Origin of the sequence: Pseudanabaena sp. UWO310 (assembly GCF_006861605.1) — a bacterium.
Classification (GTDB): Bacteria; Cyanobacteriota; Cyanobacteriia; order Pseudanabaenales; family Pseudanabaenaceae; genus Pseudanabaena.
The window spans coordinates 66,679-85,589 of the sequence record NZ_SELU01000006.1; the positions used below are offsets into that span (position 1 = coordinate 66,679).

The 18,911-nt window shown below is 43.4% G+C and carries 17 protein-coding genes; 12 read left to right on the top strand and 5 right to left on the bottom strand.

Features of this window, described 5'->3' with window-relative positions; genetic code table 11:
- Positions 1 to 63: 63 nt before the first annotated feature.
- The 4 genes from PseudUWO310_RS03740 (at position 64) to frr (ending at position 3,635) form a co-directional block, all read left to right on the top strand.
- Entirely contained in the window at positions 64 to 1,266 is a 1,203-nt protein-coding gene (locus tag PseudUWO310_RS03740) for a pentapeptide repeat-containing protein (protein WP_142599118.1), read from the top strand.
- Between the two features lie 2 nt (positions 1,267 to 1,268).
- Positions 1,269 to 2,165, top strand: coding sequence for a pentapeptide repeat-containing protein (locus tag PseudUWO310_RS03745; protein WP_142599120.1), 897 nt, complete (start codon positions 1,269 to 1,271; stop codon positions 2,163 to 2,165).
- 122 nt (positions 2,166 to 2,287) lie between these two features.
- Positions 2,288 to 3,100 carry a UMP kinase gene (pyrH, locus tag PseudUWO310_RS03750; RefSeq protein ID WP_223805518.1) on the top strand — a complete coding sequence of 271 codons (813 nt, stop codon included), beginning with the start codon at positions 2,288 to 2,290 and terminating at the stop codon, positions 3,098 to 3,100.
- The gene (frr, locus tag PseudUWO310_RS03755) at positions 3,087 to 3,635 is read left to right on the top strand and encodes a ribosome recycling factor (protein ID WP_040688205.1); all 549 of its coding nucleotides are present in this window, start codon (positions 3,087 to 3,089) and stop codon (positions 3,633 to 3,635) included. The genes pyrH and frr overlap by 14 nt, the downstream gene beginning before the upstream one ends.
- A 210-nt stretch (positions 3,636 to 3,845) precedes the next feature.
- Here frr and PseudUWO310_RS03760 read toward each other — a convergent pair whose 3' ends face one another.
- Both PseudUWO310_RS03760 and petC read right to left on the bottom strand, forming a co-directional pair.
- Positions 3,846 to 4,829, bottom strand: coding sequence for an apocytochrome f (locus PseudUWO310_RS03760; RefSeq protein WP_142599122.1), 984 nt, complete (start codon positions 4,827 to 4,829; stop codon positions 3,846 to 3,848).
- A gap of 109 nt (positions 4,830 to 4,938) precedes the next feature.
- Positions 4,939 to 5,478 (bottom strand): cytochrome b6-f complex iron-sulfur subunit, encoded by a 540-nt coding sequence (gene petC / locus PseudUWO310_RS03765; RefSeq protein WP_009626191.1) that lies wholly within the window; start codon positions 5,476 to 5,478, stop codon positions 4,939 to 4,941.
- Between the two features lie 197 nt (positions 5,479 to 5,675).
- Between petC and PseudUWO310_RS03770 the strand changes: the two genes are divergently transcribed.
- Positions 5,676 to 7,430 (top strand): serine/threonine protein kinase, encoded by a 1,755-nt coding sequence (locus PseudUWO310_RS03770; RefSeq protein WP_142599124.1) that lies wholly within the window; start codon positions 5,676 to 5,678, stop codon positions 7,428 to 7,430.
- Between the two features lie 199 nt (positions 7,431 to 7,629).
- Here the strand turns inward: PseudUWO310_RS03770 and PseudUWO310_RS03775 are convergent, their stop codons facing one another.
- Positions 7,630 to 9,903: an Rne/Rng family ribonuclease gene (locus PseudUWO310_RS03775; RefSeq protein WP_142599127.1), complete on the bottom strand. Its 2,274-nt coding sequence runs from the start codon at positions 9,901 to 9,903 to the stop codon at positions 7,630 to 7,632.
- Positions 9,904 to 10,691: 788 nt separating this feature from the next.
- On the opposite strand from PseudUWO310_RS03775, the gene PseudUWO310_RS03780 reads away from it, so the two are divergent.
- From PseudUWO310_RS03780 to ribH, 3 genes are all read left to right on the top strand, one after another.
- The gene (locus PseudUWO310_RS03780; protein WP_142599129.1) at positions 10,692 to 12,023 is read left to right on the top strand and encodes a histidine phosphatase family protein; all 1,332 of its coding nucleotides are present in this window, start codon (positions 10,692 to 10,694) and stop codon (positions 12,021 to 12,023) included.
- Positions 12,024 to 12,376: 353 nt separating this feature from the next.
- Positions 12,377 to 12,565 (top strand): photosystem II reaction center protein PsbZ, encoded by a 189-nt coding sequence (gene psbZ, locus PseudUWO310_RS03785; protein WP_072143510.1) that lies wholly within the window; start codon positions 12,377 to 12,379, stop codon positions 12,563 to 12,565.
- A gap of 308 nt (positions 12,566 to 12,873) precedes the next feature.
- Complete coding sequence (gene ribH / locus PseudUWO310_RS03790) at positions 12,874 to 13,356, top strand: 6,7-dimethyl-8-ribityllumazine synthase (protein WP_009626197.1); 483 nt, start codon at positions 12,874 to 12,876, stop codon at positions 13,354 to 13,356.
- Between the two features lie 73 nt (positions 13,357 to 13,429).
- On the opposite strand, the gene PseudUWO310_RS03795 is transcribed toward ribH, so the two are convergent.
- Both PseudUWO310_RS03795 and PseudUWO310_RS22730 read right to left on the bottom strand, forming a co-directional pair.
- Positions 13,430 to 13,873, bottom strand: a complete 444-nt coding sequence (locus tag PseudUWO310_RS03795) for an RrF2 family transcriptional regulator (protein WP_142599131.1) — start codon at positions 13,871 to 13,873, stop codon at positions 13,430 to 13,432.
- 46 nt (positions 13,874 to 13,919) lie between these two features.
- Positions 13,920 to 14,081 carry a hypothetical protein gene (locus PseudUWO310_RS22730; protein WP_190315895.1) on the bottom strand — a complete coding sequence of 54 codons (162 nt, stop codon included), beginning with the start codon at positions 14,079 to 14,081 and terminating at the stop codon, positions 13,920 to 13,922.
- Between the two features lie 288 nt (positions 14,082 to 14,369).
- Here PseudUWO310_RS22730 and PseudUWO310_RS03800 point away from each other — a divergent pair, with 288 nt between their 5' ends.
- The 4 genes from PseudUWO310_RS03800 (at position 14,370) to PseudUWO310_RS03815 (ending at position 18,644) form a co-directional block, all read left to right on the top strand.
- Positions 14,370 to 15,029, top strand: a complete 660-nt coding sequence (locus PseudUWO310_RS03800; protein ID WP_142599133.1) for a sigma-70 family RNA polymerase sigma factor — start codon at positions 14,370 to 14,372, stop codon at positions 15,027 to 15,029.
- A 19-nt stretch (positions 15,030 to 15,048) separates the two neighbouring features.
- Positions 15,049 to 15,537, top strand: coding sequence for a zf-HC2 domain-containing protein (locus PseudUWO310_RS03805; RefSeq protein WP_142599136.1), 489 nt, complete (start codon positions 15,049 to 15,051; stop codon positions 15,535 to 15,537).
- Between the two features lie 830 nt (positions 15,538 to 16,367).
- Positions 16,368 to 17,600: an HhoA/HhoB/HtrA family serine endopeptidase gene (locus tag PseudUWO310_RS03810; protein WP_142599138.1), complete on the top strand. Its 1,233-nt coding sequence runs from the start codon at positions 16,368 to 16,370 to the stop codon at positions 17,598 to 17,600.
- A 276-nt stretch (positions 17,601 to 17,876) separates the two neighbouring features.
- Positions 17,877 to 18,644 (top strand): hypothetical protein, encoded by a 768-nt coding sequence (locus PseudUWO310_RS03815; protein WP_009626203.1) that lies wholly within the window; start codon positions 17,877 to 17,879, stop codon positions 18,642 to 18,644.
- The last annotated feature ends 267 nt before the right edge of the window (positions 18,645 to 18,911 follow it).

Consider the following 18,911-nt stretch of genomic DNA (forward strand, 5'->3'; position numbering starts at 1 on the left):
TAAGAATATGTTTAAAAATCTTCTTTAGGTGTAACGAGTACAACGAATCAAAACGAGGCCGGCGTGAATTTTACTGACTTTACTAAAGCAAATCTTACCAAATCAATCCTAGAAGGAATCAACCTCAAGGGTGCGGATCTCAGGCGCGTTAATCTTAGCGAGGCAAAACTTGCGGATGCAAAGCTTTCCAAGGCGAACTTAACAGGCGCATTTCTCCATCGAGCCGATCTCAACCGCGCCAATCTGGTTGAGGCAAATTTAGCGGAGGCAAACCTCACCTCAGCCTTCTTGATCAGAGCCGATCTGCAAAGAGCCTGTCTCAACCAAGCCTATCTCGTAGCGGCAAATCTCAATTCGGCAAATTTGACCAGTGCATCGATGGTGAATGCCGATCTCAGCCTTGCTACGCTCACGGGAGCCTGTCTTAACGGAGCAAACCTGAGTCGAGCGAAACTAAATGGCACTTTCTTCATTGAGTCCAATTTATTGGGAGCCGATCTCAGTGACTCAGACTTTACGGGCGCACTGATGATCAAGGCAAATCTCAGTGGGGCAAATTTGAGTCAAGCCTGTTTGATGAATGTCGATCTCACGGAAGCCAATCTCACGGGTGCAGAATTGCAGGGGGTCGATCTTGGTGGCGCGATTCTCAATGCTGCCAATTTGAATGCCGTCGATCTTGTCTATGCAAATTTGAGCGGTGTTTCCTTAAGTCGCGCCAACTTAAGTTGGGCAAATTTGCTAGGGACAAACTTAGAAAAAGCGAACTTAGTGGGTTCCGATCTGAGTTGGGCAAATTTGAACGAAACTAATCTGGCTGAAGCCGATCTAAGCTGGACAAATCTCACGGGTGCATTCTTGATGAAGTCCAACCTCAGTGGGGCAAATCTTAATGGCGTAAATCTCTCTAATGCCAATCTCAGTGGCGCGAATTTAAGCGGTGCAAATTTGATGGGTGCCAATTTAAGTGGAGCCGATTTAAGCAATGTCGATCTGCGGGGCTCTTACTTAATCCGTACCAATTTGCATAATGCGATTTTGAACGAAGCCAATCTCACGGGCGCAAATCTGGATGAAGCCGTACTAAATGGAGCTAGTCTAAATCGAGCTAATCTCAACCGGGCCAGTCTGACAAGAGCTAGCTTGACAGGTGCAAACCTCAAGGGAGCTTTTATGCTGTGGACTAATTTGAGAGGAGCTTTCATGCTATGGACTAATTTGGATGGCGCAAATATGACAGGTGCAATTTTGCCTACGGATAAGTAAAAATGAAAGCTAGAGAACTCATCGATCGCTACAATCAAGGCTTTCGAGATTTTAGTGATATTGATCTTAGTAGTGAAAATCTAAGCGGGGTAGGTTTAACGGCGATCGATCTTGCCAATGCCAATCTGAACGAAGCTAACCTATCCTGCACCACCTTAAACGAAGCTAATTTATATGGTGCAAATCTAAATGCCAGTGTCCTCTACCGCGCCAGTGTGAGTGATGCCAATCTCTGCGAGGCGGATCTAAATGGTGCTAGTCTGATTAAGGCTGATTTGCATGGTGCTAGGTTAGAACGAGCTAGCCTAAGGGATGCTGACTTAACTGGTGCAAATCTCAATGCTGTGAGTCTCGCTAATTCTGACTTGACTGGAGCTAATTTAAGTTGTGCGTCTTTGGTCGGAGCTAACCTAGAGGGAGCAAATCTTGCCCAAGCCTTTCTGAAAGGAGCAAACTTAGACGGGGCAAAATTAAATGGAGCAAATCTTGAAGGCGCTAATCTAAGTGGGGCGAGCTTTAGTGACGCTAATCTTAGCCATGCCAATCTCTCGACATCCGACCTTTCCCGTGCGAATTTATATGCAGCCAATCTCAGCGATGCCTTATTGTGTAGAGCCGATCTCAGTGGAGCAAATCTCAGTCATGCTAATTTCTCGGCATCCAATCTTAAGGAAGCTGACCTCAACGGGGCATTTCTGATTGAGTCCTATCTCGGTCAAGCCTGTCTAGATGGAGCAAACCTTAGTAAATCCAATTGCTATAAAGCTAATTTTAAAGGTGCATTTTTACTAAGAACCAATCTAAATGGAGCAAACTTAAATTGTACGGATTTCTCAAATGCTTCTCTGCAACCCGTTGATTGTGAGGTCGATCTCAATACAGAGTATGTAACCGATTAGCGCAATTATATAAGTTAAGCCATTTGGCGTAGAAACTGTAACGGTATGTAGGTACGTCTTGTCTAGAGAGAGAAAAAAATAAAAAGCGATCGCGCTAGAAACTAATCAGTTAGGAATGAAACATGAACGCAACTACAGAAACCAAACAAGAAACCAAACAAGAAACCAAACAAGAAACAGCAAGCGCATCAACAAAAATTACACCCGTTAAATATAAACGTATTTTGTTAAAACTGAGTGGCGAAGCACTCATGGGTGATCGTAGCTTTGGTATCGATCCTGAAGTTGTCCAAGATATCGCCTTGCAAGTTGCCGAAATTGTCAAAGATGGAATTGAGGTAGCGATCGTAGTTGGTGGCGGCAATATCTTTCGCGGTATTAATGGAGCCGCTAAGGGCATGGATCGCGCTACGGCTGATTATATTGGCATGATTGCCACGGTCATGAATGCTCTTACTTTACAAGATGCCTTAGAGCAACTAGATGACCCCATCCCCACAAGAGTAATGTCCGCGATCGCCATGCAAGAGATCGCCGAACCCTATATCCGCCGTCGCGCAATTCGCCACCTTGAAAATAATCGGGTGGTTATTTTTGGGGCTGGTTCGGGCAATCCCTATTTCACGACTGATACCACGGCGGCGCTTCGTGGGGCTGAGATTAATGCCGAAGTGATCCTCAAAGCGACTAAAGTCGATGGCATTTACGACAGCGACCCCAAGAAGAACCCCACTGCCAAACGCTATCAATCCGTCAGCTTTGACCATGCCCTAATCAATGATTTGCGGGTAATGGATGCCACGGCCTTTGCCCTATGCAAAGAAAATGGCATCCCAATTATTGTGTTTGATCTTGGTGTTACAGGTAACATTCGTCGCGTCGTCATGGGAGAATCGATTGGTACTTATGTTGGAGGTTCCTGTGAAGTTAACTGATGTTGAGGCGCGAATGCAGAAAGCTGTAGAAGCGACCCAGCACAATTTCAATACTGTGCGAACGGGGCGTGCTAATGCTTCGCTGTTAGATCGAATTACCGTGGAATATTATGGTGCGGAAACACACCTAAAGGCTCTCGCAAATATTTCTTCGCCTGATGCATCCACTCTACAAATCCAGCCTTTTGATCGCTCCACAATGCGGGCGATCGAAAAGGCAATCTCAGAGTCAGATATTGGGCTCACCCCCAATAATGACGGTGTTAGCATCCGTCTAAATATCCCCCCATTGACTACCGATCGCCGTAAAGAATTGGTAAAAATGGTTGCCAAACTTGCCGAAGAAGGTAAAGTTGCTATTCGTAATATTCGTCGCGATGCGATCGATTCTTTGCGAAAGCTAGAAAAGGCAAAAGAAATTTCTGAAGATGATTCTAAAAGCCAACAAGAGCAAGTGGATAAATTAACGGAAAAGTTCGTTAAAAATATTGATAAAGTCACTGCTGAAAAAGAAAAAGAAATTTCCACAATTTAAAAACAAAATCCAGATCTAAAACCTGTAGCGCACGCGCAGCGTGGGCTACAGGTTTTAGATTTTTATATTTAATTAAGCCCACTTATACCAGTTCCCAAAAGTGTGGCGTAACCATTTTGTGATTTGGTATTACTTAGCTATACCAAATCAATAAAAAAGAAGAAATTAGCTAAGCTAATTTCTTCTTTTTTATTGACGATTTTTCTTTACTTAGAAATTCATTTCTACAGCTTGGACTTTTTCGACTTGCTTCTTCTTCAGTACCAACAAAATTTGGGTAACGATTACAGAAGCAAAGAATGCTAGTAGCCATTGAATGCGACGAGGATCTTGCAATACGATTTCGCCATCATGTTGACCAAAGCCACCAACATTAGGATTGGTAGTTAGAGGCGAACCAACCTTAACTTCACTACCAGGCTCGACAACTAGCTCAGCACCAGCAGGAACCTTCTCAACGGCAATGCTACCATCGGTGGTTTGGATTGAGATTTCATAGCCACCATAGATACCTTCATCTTCATTTGGTGCGATCGGGCTGATCTGGGTAACTAAACCAGGAACAGTAGAGTTGTATTCATTGTTATTGCTCTTTTCACCCGTAGGATAAACTTGACCGCGACCGCGATTACCGCCAGCATGAACGGCATATTTCAAGAAGTGAATATTCTTGTCCTTAGCAGGATCGGGGGAAAGAACTGGGAACACAATTTCGGAATACTCATCACCAGAGACAGGACCAACGAGGACAATATTTTCTTGAGTGTCGCTATAGGGTTGGTAGTAGATATCCTTGGTTTTTTCCTTAAGCTCTTCAGACAAACGCTCTTCAGGAGCAATCTTGAAACCTTCAGGGAGTACCAAAACTGCACCTACATTCAAGCCTGTTTTGCTGCCATCAGCACTAACTTGCTGCTGGGTATGGTCGTAGGGGAGTTTAACGACAGCTTCAAATACCGAGTCGGGGAGAACGGCTTGAGGTAGCTCAAGCTCAATGCCTTTTTGGGCTAGGTGACAGTTGGCACAAACGATACGACCAGTGGCTTCACGAGGATTTTTGTAAGCTTCTTGGGCAAAATAAGGATAGGCCTGAGCTGACTGAATATTAACGCCAAATAGAAGCGTTAAGCTTGTGAGGACACATAGACTGATTCCCACAATCAAACGGTTGACACGGAACAAAGCTTTTTTCATGTATGAGTTCAAATGTGATTTAAAGACTGGCTAGCCAATGTTTGGCAGTATTTTGGCAATATTTGGGATTGCGAATTTAGGATTGCGAGATTTCGAGAAAATATTTTTCTTAAGACCACCAAGGCGCTTCATTGGTGCGGAAATCAGTTTCAGTCCAAGTGCTAAATTGCACAACATCATCGGCAACCGTTGCATGGGCAAGGGCAAGGGATAGTGGTGCAGGACCACGTACAACTTTACCTTCAGCGTTGTACTGAGATCCATGACAGGGACACATAAATTTGTTTTCGGCAACATTCCAAGGGACAACACAGCCAAGGTGAGTACAAACTGCGTTTAGTCCATAGGAAGCAATTTCTTTGTTGTCATTAACAACAATATAGGTAGGATCGCCTTTGAGTCCTTGCGCAAGTACACGATCGCCTGCTTGATGATCTGCCAAAAATTTAGAAGCAATTACATCATTACCCAGAGCGTCTTTTGCCGCAACACCACCACCTGCACCACCACGGGAGGGTGGTACAAAATAGGCAGCTACAGGATAAATTGCCCCAAGAGCAGTGACGGCAGCAGAACCTCCTAAAATGAGGTTCATGAATTGGCGACGACCCATGCTAGGGACATCGGCGGATGTAGAAGCTTGACTCATAAATTTGAATAAGGATTTAGCTGAGAAATATTACGTTTTATATATCACTTCCTACCATGATATCGACAATCCTCGGACTTCTCTCTAGTTGTTTTGCAACGAAATGTTAAGCAACATGATTTCAATTAGTACTGCTAAAGTTAATGTGAGGTGAGGTTAAGTGATACTGATATTTTTCGGACTTGTTTTTGCTAGCTATGAATGAAAAATCTACCACGCAGTTCTCTAAATATCGGATACTGGGCTTAGTTGGTAGAGGGCAATTTGGTAAGGTTTTATGTGCGCGGATCCGAGATACAGGCAAACTAGTCGCCCTCAAAGAATTAGAGCATAAACGATTTCCGACCAGTAAGCTTTTGCGGGAGCTACGTTTTTTACTAACTCTCCAGCATGAAAATATTGTTGCCTGTACTGCCCTTGTCCACCATCAAAATTATCGTTATTTAGTCATGGAATATTGTGAAGGGGGGACTTTGCGAGATTTGCTCAATCACACAAAGTCACTTACGGTAAAACAATGTTTTGACCTCATAAGCGATATTTTGTTGGGTTTAGAACATGCCCATGGGGCAAATATTATCCATTGCGACATTAAGCCCGAAAATGTTCTCCTGAAAATTACGGATCGGGGATGGCAAGCCAAGCTTTCTGATTTTGGGATTGCCCGTCTCAGCCAAGAAACTGTTTCCGATGCTAGTAATACGGGTTCTCCGGGATATATGGCTCCAGAAAGATTCTACGGTCAGTTCTCCGTTGGTTCGGATATTTATGCGGTTGGCATTATTTTGTACGAGCTGTTAGTGGGTAGTCGCCCTTTTTCAGGAATGCCGACGGAGTTGATGAATGCCCACCTCAACCAGAGAGTAGTTATCCCTAGTAGCTTGCCCCGATCGCTACAAACAATTATCTTGCGCTCCCTCGAAAAGTTACCGCAGCGGCGATATAGCTCAGCGCGTGAAATGCGGCTAGATTTATTAGACACATTGCAATCGGAAGACTTGAGCCAGTTTCAAACGGTCGGTGAGCAAGAAAAGGTTACCCAAATTCTCTTTTCCAAAAAAGCACCCCATTTCGATCAAAGCAATACGCCTGAAAGCATTATTGGCATCGTCGGTGCAGAAAAATCTCGCTTTTATAGCGCTTCTAAATTTCTTTTGCATGGTCATAGTCTGTCCTTAGATAAAACGGAACAGATTGCTAAATCTGAACAGGCAATTGAGGCGATCGCTTTTGTAAAGAAGACATTATTTGCGATCACTAGACGCTCTATTTACCAGTTCGTTCGGGGCATTCCCAAATCTTTATACCAATCATCCCAGCCTTTAGACCAAACTTTTAAATGGGCTATTTCCCCCTATGGCGATTGGTTTGCGGTATCTACGGGTAAACAGCTCGAAATACGAAATTTGGTTTACGGTAGAGCCATGCGGCTGGAGTTTGCCTCGAGAGACTTGAGTTGCATCATCGCCATTGATCGGCATCACTTGTTAGCGATCGCGAATAAAACTGAAACTAACGAAAGCCGTGCGATCGTGATCTCACGGCGTTGCAATATTATGTATCGATTAGCCTTACCCGTAGCAATTGCGGCGGGGATTGCCACATTTACTGGCGATCGTGTCCTTTTATTGGAGGCAGGTAACCGTAAAAACTTGTTACTGCTGGATCTGAAACCCTATCGCTTGATGCGGATTCCTTTGCAGTATGAAGCCTTAATTCTCGTAGCAACACCTTGGGGATATGCGATTACGGCGAAATACAATGATTATCAAACGATTTTAATATTGTTAGATCTACGCGGGAACAATATTAATAATCTGATTATTGATGGGGAAGTAACAGCGATCGCCCCCATAGATATTCACCTATTAGCGATCGCCGTTGCCAATATATCTGGCTGTATGCTGTATGCAATTAATTTAAAAAAACTAGAAGTCGATCTCGTTTTTTAACCAACTCCAAGAGTAAAAGCCTTGCGTAGCAAGAATTTTACTCTTGGAGTTGAGAAAGGGTTTGCGTAGCAAACCCTTTCTCAAAGTCCGTTTCAAATTATCCCAGATTCACGTTAGTAAGGGTTTTTAAAGCTCAAAATGGCTACGCCATTTTGAGCTTTAGTATTAGCTAAAAAAACGGCGCTAAGCGCCGTTTTTTTTATGGCTGGGCAGCAGAAGAACGTTTGCGACGGGAAGCCTCAGGAGATTGGATCGGCACAAACTCCTTATTCGTTTCCGCAAATTCTGTCTTTAAATCATTACCTTCATCGCCATCAGTTGCCTCTGAGGGCTTAGCTCGATTCACCCTCAAGATTACGCCGCTAGAACTGCCATTAACCTTGGCGGGGCTAACCACTGGATCGGTCGAAATTTCATCCGACAGTGCTGTAGTGGCTTGCACCTCAAAGCTTTCCGATAAGGTTTCCTCCTCTGTCGTAGGGTTTGATTCTGGATTTGCGTCAAATACCGCCCTTGCATTAGATTCTGCATTGGATCGCAAATTGCTCATATTGTTGGCAATCTTGGGCGCTTGCCCAGGTAAAGCCACCGTCACAATCACATTGCGCGGGTCTTTAACTTCGCGATCAACAAGTACGAGAGGAGAGATCCCAATTAGCGAATAAACGTCCTGCTCTTCCTCAGTCATCTCCACCACAATCACTTCGGGTGGCTCCACGACCTTGGTACGAATTTCGCGCTTATTAGGACGTTCAGGTAAATTCTCAGGCACTGGGATGGGAGCTACATCAGTTACCTCGACCAATTCTTCGCTAGGCTCGGCGATCGCCTTAGACTGCAAAGCGTTAGCCGCAATATTGGGCAGAGAAATTTTAGTCGGAACTGCCCGTTCAGCCACAACATCGCGCTCGATCCTTGGCTCAATTCTTGCTTCAACCCTTGGTTCAAACCTTGGCTCAGCTTGAATCTCAACCCTTGGCTCAAACCGCGATCGCACATCCACGGGGGGAGCTTTTTCAGCCTCGCGGGATTCCCGCAAATCCTTATTAAGCATGGCTCTTTTGCCACGTCGGCGCAGATTGCCCCGTTCTTGATAACTGGGATGGTTCACCAAATTTGGCTCTAGTCCGCCACCCAACTCCGAATCCCCATCTTCATACTCGGAGGTAAAATCGAGTTGATTCGATTGCTTTGATTCCCAAGTCCGTGATGTTGCGTCAACAGGCTGTCCCGCTGCTTCCCCTGGTAAATGCATCAAATGTCCGAGCCCACCACAGGTCGAGCAAGGACGACCAAACAATTCATAAATACTTTGTCCTTGACGCTTACGGGTAAGCTCGACAAGCCCTAACTCTGTAAGTTGCGCAATTTGCGGACGGGATTTATCCGATCGCAACGCCTTATTGAAATGTTCGAGCAATTGCAATTGATCGCGACGGGTATCCATATCGATGAAATCCACCACAATTACACCAGCAATATTGCGCAGACGGATTTGACGGGCAATTTCCACCGCCGCCTCACAGTTTGTCCATAGCACTGTCTCCCGTGAGGTTTGGGACTTGGTAAAAGAGCCAGAGTTAACATCAATTACGGTTAAAGCTTCGGTAGGCTCAATGATGATATAGCCACCACTAGGCAAATCTACCCTCGGCTTGAGGGCTTCCCGAATACCCGCATTTACCCGAAAATACTCTAAAATTGGCGTGCGTTCACGATGATGATCCAACATCAAACCGTTAGGGATTTTGCCATCACCCCAGCCCAGTAAATGTTGCTTGATGCGGCGCAAGCCATCATTGGTATCGGTCACAATCCGATTTACTTCGGTACTGTATAAGTCGCGTAACACCCTTTGGACAAAGTCGCGTTCGCGATCTAACAAAGTGGGCTGGCGGGTAGTTGCCACATCCTGTTGAATGCCTTCCCACTGACGTTGCAAATTATCGAGATCTTCAATAATCTGCTCCTCTGGCATTCCATCCGCCTCAGTGCGCACCAAAATTCCCATGCCCGCAGGCTTGACCAAAATCGCTAGGGCGCGGAGACGATTGCGCTCAGCTTCACTGCGAATGCGCCTCGATAGATTTACCCCCCTTCCAAAGGGCAAGAGCACCACATAACGACCAGGCAACGAAATATTTCCTGTTAAACGAGGACCTTTATTTCCCGTGGGCTCCTTCATTACCTGCACGAGTACGCGCTGTTGAGGGACGACCAGATCGCTGATCGAACCAGACGATCGCCGCATTTTTAAAGGACCAAGGTCGGTGATATGGATAAAACCATTGCGATCGCCATCGCCAATATTCACAAACGCCGCATCGATACTTGTTAAAACATTTTCGACAACGCCCAAGTAAACATCCCCAACTTGATGAGTTCCTGCGGCAACAACAATTTCTTCAATTTGATCTTCGCTAAAAACAGCAGCAATTCGATACTGCTCGGCAATAATTATTTGCTTTGGCATTCAATTTCCTCAGAATTTCTTCGATTCAAAAGAGCCAGCCTAAGAACACTTGAAAAATATTTTTTCTATACTTCGTATAAAAAAATATTAAAAAATATCTTTCAAACCCTTTATCCACATACTCAAGGAGTCGCAGGGGCTTCAAAACAGAACGTACCAATAACGAAAACAAGAAAAAAATTTCAATCGCAAGCTACCTAGATCGTCAACCAGCTACTTAGCTATGTACCGAGCTAGTAACTAGTCGCTGTGTCTGCTCTGACATCACGATAACAAGGCATATTACTTTGTATGGAAAATTGGTGGGGTTTCGTTAAAAGAATTAAGTTACTTCTTAGACTGGCGTTTATTTAGACTATCTAAAAGGTGCTTACACCATTTGCCTACAGCATTCAGCCTGTAGGTAAAACAGCGTACTTGATAGTTCAAGTTTATGATTATGGTGAGTAAGCTCAATGCGCTCAACTAGCAGCTAGATGCGTTTTAGCTAACAGCCAGCTTAAGCCTATCGTAGTATTATAGCGCAGCGTTGAGCGTTACATTTTCTTAATAGTGTTTTAATATTAAATGTGTAAGGGATTCTGAAGTAAGTAGCCGAGCATAATTAACAACCAGATTCAAACCAGATTCAAACCAGATTCAAACGCTGCGGCGCAGCTTTTGGGACTTTATATTTAATTATGTATTTAATCTGTATTTGATTATGCCTAGCTACCAGCCGATCTCTTACTAAAAATGCCTAAAAATGCCATAAAGAAAACGAGGGTAAGTTTCTGAGTACGCGAGTAGTGATCGTCCGTCACGGCGAAAGTAATTTCAATATCCTAAGCAAAATTCAAGGACGCGGTAATTACGATCGCCCAGAATTGCAGTCGGTTCTGACCGATAAGGGCAAGCAGCAAGCCAAACTAGCGGGTAAGGCTCTAGCAAATCTCAATATTGATTTTGCCTATGCAAGTCCCCTTGTCCGCGCCCAAAATACGGCTCAAATTATTTTGGCTGAAAATTTTAATCCTCCAGAGTTAATTACAGCCGATGGTTTACTGGAAATCGATCTCAGCGAGTGGGAGTCGATGATCGCTAGTGAGGTAAAAGAGCAGTTCCCTGAGAAATACGATCGCTGGCAAAATGCCCCAGAAACATTTCAATTAGGCGATCGCTATCCGATTCTCGATCTATTCGAGCAAGCCAAGGGACTATGGGCAGAGATTTTGCCCAAACATCAAGATAAAACGATTCTATTAGTGGGGCATAGTGGTATCAATCGAGCATTGATCTGCTCGGCGATCGGCATTCCCGTCCGTCTGTATCACAATATTCAACAGGTCAACTGCGCGATTACGGTCTTGAATTTCCAAGGCTCTAGCCTAGTCGAAGGCGTACAGCTTGAGTCCCTGAATCTCGCAAGCCATCTCGCGGATATTTCTGGCTCTCCCTTACCCCCCGTCAAGAAAAACCATGACGGTCCGCGCCTATTACTGGTGCGTCATGGTGAAACTGAATGGAATCGCCAAAAACGTTTTCAAGGACAAATTGATGTCCCCCTCAACAACAATGGTCATGCCCAAGCTCGACGAGCTAGTGAATTTTTAGCAAATACAAAAATTGATAAAGCCTTTAGTAGTCCCATGTTGAGACCTAAAGACACAGCTTTAGAGATTTTAAGCAAACACCCAAACATTAAACTTGAACTATTTGACGAACTTAAGGAGATTTCCCACGGGCTCTGGGAAGGCAAGTTCGAGCATGAAATCGAAGCGGAGTTTGCGGGGCAACTAGCACTCTGGCAGTCCCAACCCGAAACCGTCCAAATGCCTGAAGGTGAAAATTTACAACAGGTTTGGGAGAGGGTCGCGCTCATCTGGCAAAAAATTGTCGAATCAGTCCCTGCGGGAGAAACCGCTTTAGTTGTCGCCCATGATGCCGTCAATAAGGCAATTCTTTGCCTATTATTTGATTTTACACCCGAACAATTTTGGGTATTTAAACAGGGCAATGGCGGTGTCAGCGTGATTGACTATCCTAAAGGCGCAAAGAATCGTCCTATTTTACAATCTGGAAATATTACGACTCACCTATCTGAGGGAGTGCTAGACCGCACAGCCGCAGGTGCTCTCTAAAATCCCCAAAAATCCCAAAGCCCGCAGAACAGAGTTCTTCGTGATTTGTTCTTCGTGATTTGTTCTTCGTGATTTGTTAAAGTATTAGCAAATCGTTACCCGCTAAAGTTTTGAGAAAGCGATTAAGCGATTAGAGGTAGCTAGCTAAGCACATTTAAATATAAAATCTCAAAGCCTGTGGTGCTTGCTGCGCTTGAGCTACAGGCTTTGAATCTCTTTTTAATTATGCCTATCTACTTATAAGCGTCATTTAAGCGTCGTTTCTGTCAAACTGTCGAGAGACGCATTTTCTGCTAATTTGGTGTAAAGGATTTGTCTTAGTATCTTGTTTTAGTATTCGGAGTTTAAATAAAGTGACTATTCTATTCCAACTTTTATTGGCAGCATTTGTACTGTTTTCCTTCGTTCTCGTGATTGGCGTACCTGTCGCTTACGCTTCTCCTAGCTCTTGGAATCAAACCAAGCCACTATTATTTCTTGGTTCTCTTATTTGGTTGGCATTCGTAATTGTCATCGGCATTTTGAATGCTTTTGTTGCCTAATCTTGCCTAGTCTCGCCTAGTCATGGCTAAGCGCGTCCAAAAGAATACCCAAAAGGTATCAAAGGTTTTTTAATCAGGCTTTTGATAACTTTCAGTTCGCTCGATTTAGTTCGCTCGATTATTTTGTTCTTATTTTAAAGTTTAATACCAAGTTAAGAAATGGCTACGCCATTTCTTAACCTGAGAACCCTTACTAGGTTTAGTTTTTAATTCACAAAAGTGTGATCACACTTTCGTGAATTGGTATAGGCATAAACAAGAACAAAATTTAAGAATATATTTAAGAATATAAAAGTTAAGAATAATTTATGGCGGTTTTTGAAGGTAGCTTTACCAATACTGATAGTCTGCGCTTTGCGATCGTGGTCGCCCGATTTAATGACCTGATCGTCGGTAAGCTCCTCCAAGGATGCCAAGACTCGCTACTGCGTCATGGTGTGGATGTGTCTGAGACTGGCAGCCAAGTTGATTATGCATGGGTACCTGGCAGCCTCGAAATCTCAATGGTGGCAAAAGAATTAGCTACTTCAGGACGATATGACGCAATTATTTGTCTTGGAGCGGTCATCCGTGGTGATACTCCCCATTTTGACTATGTGGCAAACGAGGTATCTAAGGGTGTCGCAGCGGCTTCTTTCCAGACAGGTGTACCAATTATTTTTGGGGTATTGACCACTGACACGATGCAACAGGCTTTGGAAAGGGCCGGGGTTAAAAGTAATAAAGGCTGGGAATTTGGCATGGGTGCGATCGAGATGGCAAACCTCATGCGCCAAATTCGGGCAAAGTAATTTGCCGCAATCCAGAAATTAAGCGAGGTGGCGCTTTGCGCCACCTCGCTTAATTTCTGGATTGCCAATTTTTCTAAATAATAAATCCCGCACTTTGTCCTTGCGAGGCTTGCCAACTGCGGGCATCGTAATACAAGTCTTCTAAACAAATGCTATAGAGGGCATCCTTTAGCTTGCGATCCAGTCGTTGCCAAAGCGCAAAGGTCACCCAATCGGAAGCAAGTTTTTCCTGTGGCTTTAGCCTAGGCAAGGGATAGGTATCTTCGCCTACGGCGGTTAAAATTTCGCCTAGGGAAATATGTTTAGGCGATCGCTTTAATCTATAACCGCCTTGAACGCCCCGTACAGATTCGACTAAATCAGCTTGCCGTAAGGCTATCAGGATTTTTTCTAAATATGGCGCAGGAATAGATTGGCGATCGCTAATTTCGCGAACTGAAGCTGGCTTGCGTTTTGCCCAAACCACCAGATCGAGCATCGCTTTCACACTGTAATGACCTTTTCTGGTTAGTTTCATCGGTTCTCAACCTGCAAACAGAGAAGGTGCAAAGAGTATTCTCTGCTTATGATTGCCAAAATTCCTGAATAGCTGAAGACAAATCGACAGGAGCGGGCAACATCTCGCCACCGCGCCAATCTAGTACCTGTACCAGAATCAAGTACCCTAAGCCCAAAATTACGGCGACAATGCCCGTAAAAACTGATATCCACTGCGATCGCTGCATAAGTAACTTTAAGTAAAAAAACAGATCGAAAATCTAAGGAAATCTATGAATTAGCAAAAATACACAAACTAACTGCTATTATCCCTCTTGAAATATCTTTAGTATCGATATTCAGCTAATTTAGTTAAAATCTAAAAACTTTGCCTTAGCAAGCTTAAGCTATATATCGAGTAAAGCTCTATTTTGATAGGAACAAACTTTTTCATTCTTCGTCCTAACACTTGAATACAGAAGACACAGACTATTGCAGTCTAGTGCAGATTTAAGTCCAGTAGGAGCGAGTAATTGATGAGCTACAGCCTATCTTGGTCAAACAGCATCGGAGTGTACGCACCCTCCAACCCCGTGTCCGTTGATAAGCTCCCCATCGTTGAATTGGTGCAAATGTGCCAAACAGAAGCGCAAACTAATCGGTCTGCGTTTGCAGAACTTATGCGGCGTAATCAATCCTACGTCGATCAGGTTTTGTATAAGCTCGCTCCCGACTGGCAAGATCGCGCCGATCTCGCTCAAGAAGTTTGGTTACGCGTTTATCGAAATATCAAGCGTTTGCAAGAGCCAGAAAAATTTCGTGGTTGGCTCAGTCGAATTGCCACTAGTTTGTTTTATGACGAATTACGCAAACGCAAACGGGTTGGCAGTTCGGTTTCGCTTGATGCACCATTTATGTCTGGTGATGGAGATGAAATGAGCTGGGACTTGCCCAGTGCCTCCCCCAGTCCCATTGAAAATATGTCTACGCAGGAGTTTTATGAAGAACTGCGTCGAGCCATTCAAGATCTACCTTCTAGCTTCCGTGAAACTATTGTTTTGAGGGAAATCCAAGGTTTATCCTATGAAGAAATTTCAGAAATAACTGGTGTATCGCTTGGTACAGTAAAATCACGCATTGCTAGAGCAAGATTGAAATTACAGGCGCAATTACAACCCTATCTGTCTAATATGTAACGAGGGGTGTATTGAAGTTATGAGTGCTAACCAAATTTTTAATAGTTCTATGATTATTCCCGAGGAGCGCTTTGAGTTACTAAGTGCATATATAGATGGTGAAGTAACTGAAGCGGAAGAGCAGTTAGTCGAACAATGGCTGGCTGAGGATGTTGATTTTCGTCGTCTTTATCAACAACAACTAAAGCTACGACAACTGCTAATTGATTTACCTGTACCCGTTGCCGCCCATTCATCTGTGAAAAAAGAAACAGATGTAATGATTAATCGCGTCTTTTCTGAAATTGACAAGCGATCGCAGCGCCGCAAATGGAAGTTAGCTGGTATTGGTATATCAGTTGCGGCAATAGTTGGTGTATTTGGATCGATGTTTACCTTCAACTCTAATCCTCAATTTAGCCCAGTGGCAAACAGCATCAAGACTCCTGCACAGGTAAAAGAAGAGCCCATTATTATTGCAATGGAAGATCCGCTCGTTCCTTTGCCTAAGTCGAAGAGTTCCAAATAAACGCAAAGGTTTGTAATTGTACCCTTGCGAAGAAGAGAATAAGTTCGATTGACGTATTGAGTTAATTGCCAAGAATTTTCCAACCTTCGACTAAGTAAGTGGGCTTAATTAAATATAAAACCCTAAAACCTGCGGCGCACGCTGCGCGTGCACCGCAGGTTTTAATTCACAAAAGTATTGTCACGCTTTCGTGAATTGGTATTACTTTCCATAGAAATAATCCAGCTATACCAATTCCTAAAATGGCTTTGCCATTTTAGGAATTGGTATAACCTTACTGGGTTTGTTTTTAATTCATTGAAATGTTAGCGCACTTTAGTAAATTGGCAAGTAAATTGGCAAGTAAATTGATAAGTGAATTGGTATTAGTTAGGACAAATAAAACCTTAAAAGATGGATAATGCTGCTTCTTGGAGCGATCTATATTTTGAGTTTTATATCTTAAGTAAAACTAGCGTATCTCTATAGCAATCATAGGTAGTTCGATATATTCCCAAAAGTGTGGCTACACTTTTGGGAATTGAAAACCAAACCCAGTAAGGGTTTTAAAATCACAAAATGGCTTAGCCATTTTGTGATTTGGTCTAATTAGGCTGCGTTGCTTAAATCACCTGTGGATTTCTCAGTTTGGGCAAGATTACAACTTTTTTCACCTTCACAAATTGGTTACTTCTGCTATCAATCAATGGTTAATTCGATTCTGATGGGTGATGTATTTTTTGTTAGAATTAGGTCTAATGAAATGTGGCGGTAAACCGTCTAGCAGCAAAGATTAACATGATAGAAAATTTTTTGTAGAATACAGATATTATTGGTCGCGGAACATAGATATGAGAGACTCAAACAAAAAATCTCGTTACAAGCAACCTCTGATTTATGCTTCGATGCTTTTGTTGGGTGTGATTTTAGGAGCTTGGGCAGTTGTGTCAGGAGTGAGATCTCCCAATACAACATTGGTTACTCCTGTAACACAGGTTGCGTCGATATCGCCAGCAATTGCGCAGGACAGTGATAAGAATAAAGCGATCCCAGTCCCCCGTAATTATATTGTGGATGCAGTTAATCGCACTGGTCCCGCCGTTGTCAGAATTAACGCATCGCGCACCGTTGCTAATACCCAACAAATACCCGAAGCATTTTTAGAAGATCCCATGTTTCGCCAGTTCTTTGGTGACCAATTGCAACGCTTACCAAAAGAACGGGTAGAACGTGGCACAGGATCTGGCTTTATAATCAATAAGGAAGGCGACATTATCACTAATGCCCATGTTGTAAGTGGCGCAGATAAAGTTACTGTTGTCCTTAAGGATGGTCGCCAGATTGAGGGTAAAGTAATTGGTAGCGATGAGCTTACCGATGTAGCTGTAGTTCAAGTTAAGGCAGATAATTTGCCTGTTGTAAGTCTTGGTAGTTCTGTAAGCTTACAACCTGGAGACTGGGCGATCGCGATCGGCAATCCTCTAGGTTTAGACAATACTGTAACTGCGGGGATCGTCAGTGCGATCGGTCGCAATAGCGGACAAATCGGAGTCGATAAGCGCGTTAGTTTTATCCAAACAGATGCCGCAATTAATCCTGGTAATTCTGGCGGACCATTGCTTAACCAAAGTGGCGAAGTTATTGGTGTAAATACAGCAATTATCCAAGGTGCGCAGGGATTGGGCTTTGCAATTCCAATTGAAACGGCTCAACGCATTGCCAAGCAACTGATCCAAAGTGGTAAAGTGACTCGAGCTTATCTCGGCATCCAAATGGTTACGGTTGACGCGAATGTAAAGAGTCAAGTGAATCAAGACAAGGATTTTGGTGTCAAAATCTCTGAAGATAAAGGCGTGTTGATTACTAGAGTCGTTGATAACTCTCCAGCAGCTTTGGCAGGAGCCAAGCGAGGTGATGTAATTGTTAAGTTTGACGACAAGGAAATCTTAACGGCTGAACAAGTTACACAACTAGTAGAGGATCGCGGAGTTGGTGACAAAATTCGGATGGAAGTTAAGCGAAATGGTCAGGTAGTAGCGTTAAATGTTGAAACCGCCCAATTCCCTCAAAAGTTTCCTAACTAGCTAGGTAAAAGACTTATGGCACTGACTGTGTATACACCATAAGTCTTTGTCTTGTTTTTTTATTATGCCTAGTTCTTAGCCATAGCAACCTAAGATATGGCTTGTGCGCCGCCAGTCTTGTTAGGACAAAATTAAACCCGAAAAGCGGGTTGCCGCGCTCCGCGCAGCAACCCGCTTTTCGGGTTTATAGCAATTCACAAAAGTGTTGTCACACTTTCGTGAATTGCTATAAAAGGAATGTGAGACGAGATCCTTTACTTTATCCAGATCACTCCTATGAGTAAATTTTTTGGTTGGCTTGTCACTCTGCTGCTGCTATCTTTTGCAGGATTTGGACTGACACAGTGGTTCAATTTACCCTTTGGTAATTTTGTGGATTGGGTAATTGCGGCAAGTATTTTTGTCTGGTTGATTATTATTGTTACCGTACCTTGGAATATTTACTTCCAGTCTAGATCGGTACTCGATCGCGCAAAAATCTCGAAGGAAAGAGGGGTTAATGTCGATGAGAACCAATTACCCTACGTCCGATCGCTAGCGCAAAGATCCTTGGGGATAGCCTTGGGGCTGCATCTCATTTCGGCGATCGTCCTCTATGTATTAGCTGCCACTGGAGTGGGCACGATCGGTTATATCGGAGCGATCGCCGCACTGTTATTAACAATATTAAGACCTGCTATTAGCGCCTATGAATACATATCGCAAAGGTTGCGGGCAATTTTGCAACAAATTGACTATCCGCAAGAAGATATAATGGAGTTACGCCAGCGTTTTGCCACTTTAGAAGAACTGGTGCGCCAAATTAATACACAACTGAATACGGACAATCCCTATTCATGGGTGTCCAAATACGAACAGTTTGCCGATGAGACCCGTAAAGATTTATCGAAACTAGTCGCTAACATAGAGGATCTGCGTGCTACCAATAATAGCGACCACGAGCGGCTAGTTCGCGAATCCCGACAAGCGATCGCGCAATTAAGCACTGATAGTCAATTTTTAGAGCATGTCAGAGAAATTATTCGTTTTTTTAAGAGTGCATAACTATCGCTACAGTTACTTAAAACAAATCAAACCCCAAAAAATAATAGGCGGCGCAAAGCGCCGCCTATTATTTTTTGGGTTTGATGTCCTAGTGCAATTGGCGACATCTATATAAATTGATGGGGCAAAATTAGTAATATCGCAAAGTAGTATTTTTGTCTTTTTGATTATAAAAAAGCACAAGAATAGTGATGTAAATATCAATAATTGCGAGATTATTTAAGATTATTAAATAATCTTAAATAATCTTAAATAACTAGCCTAGCA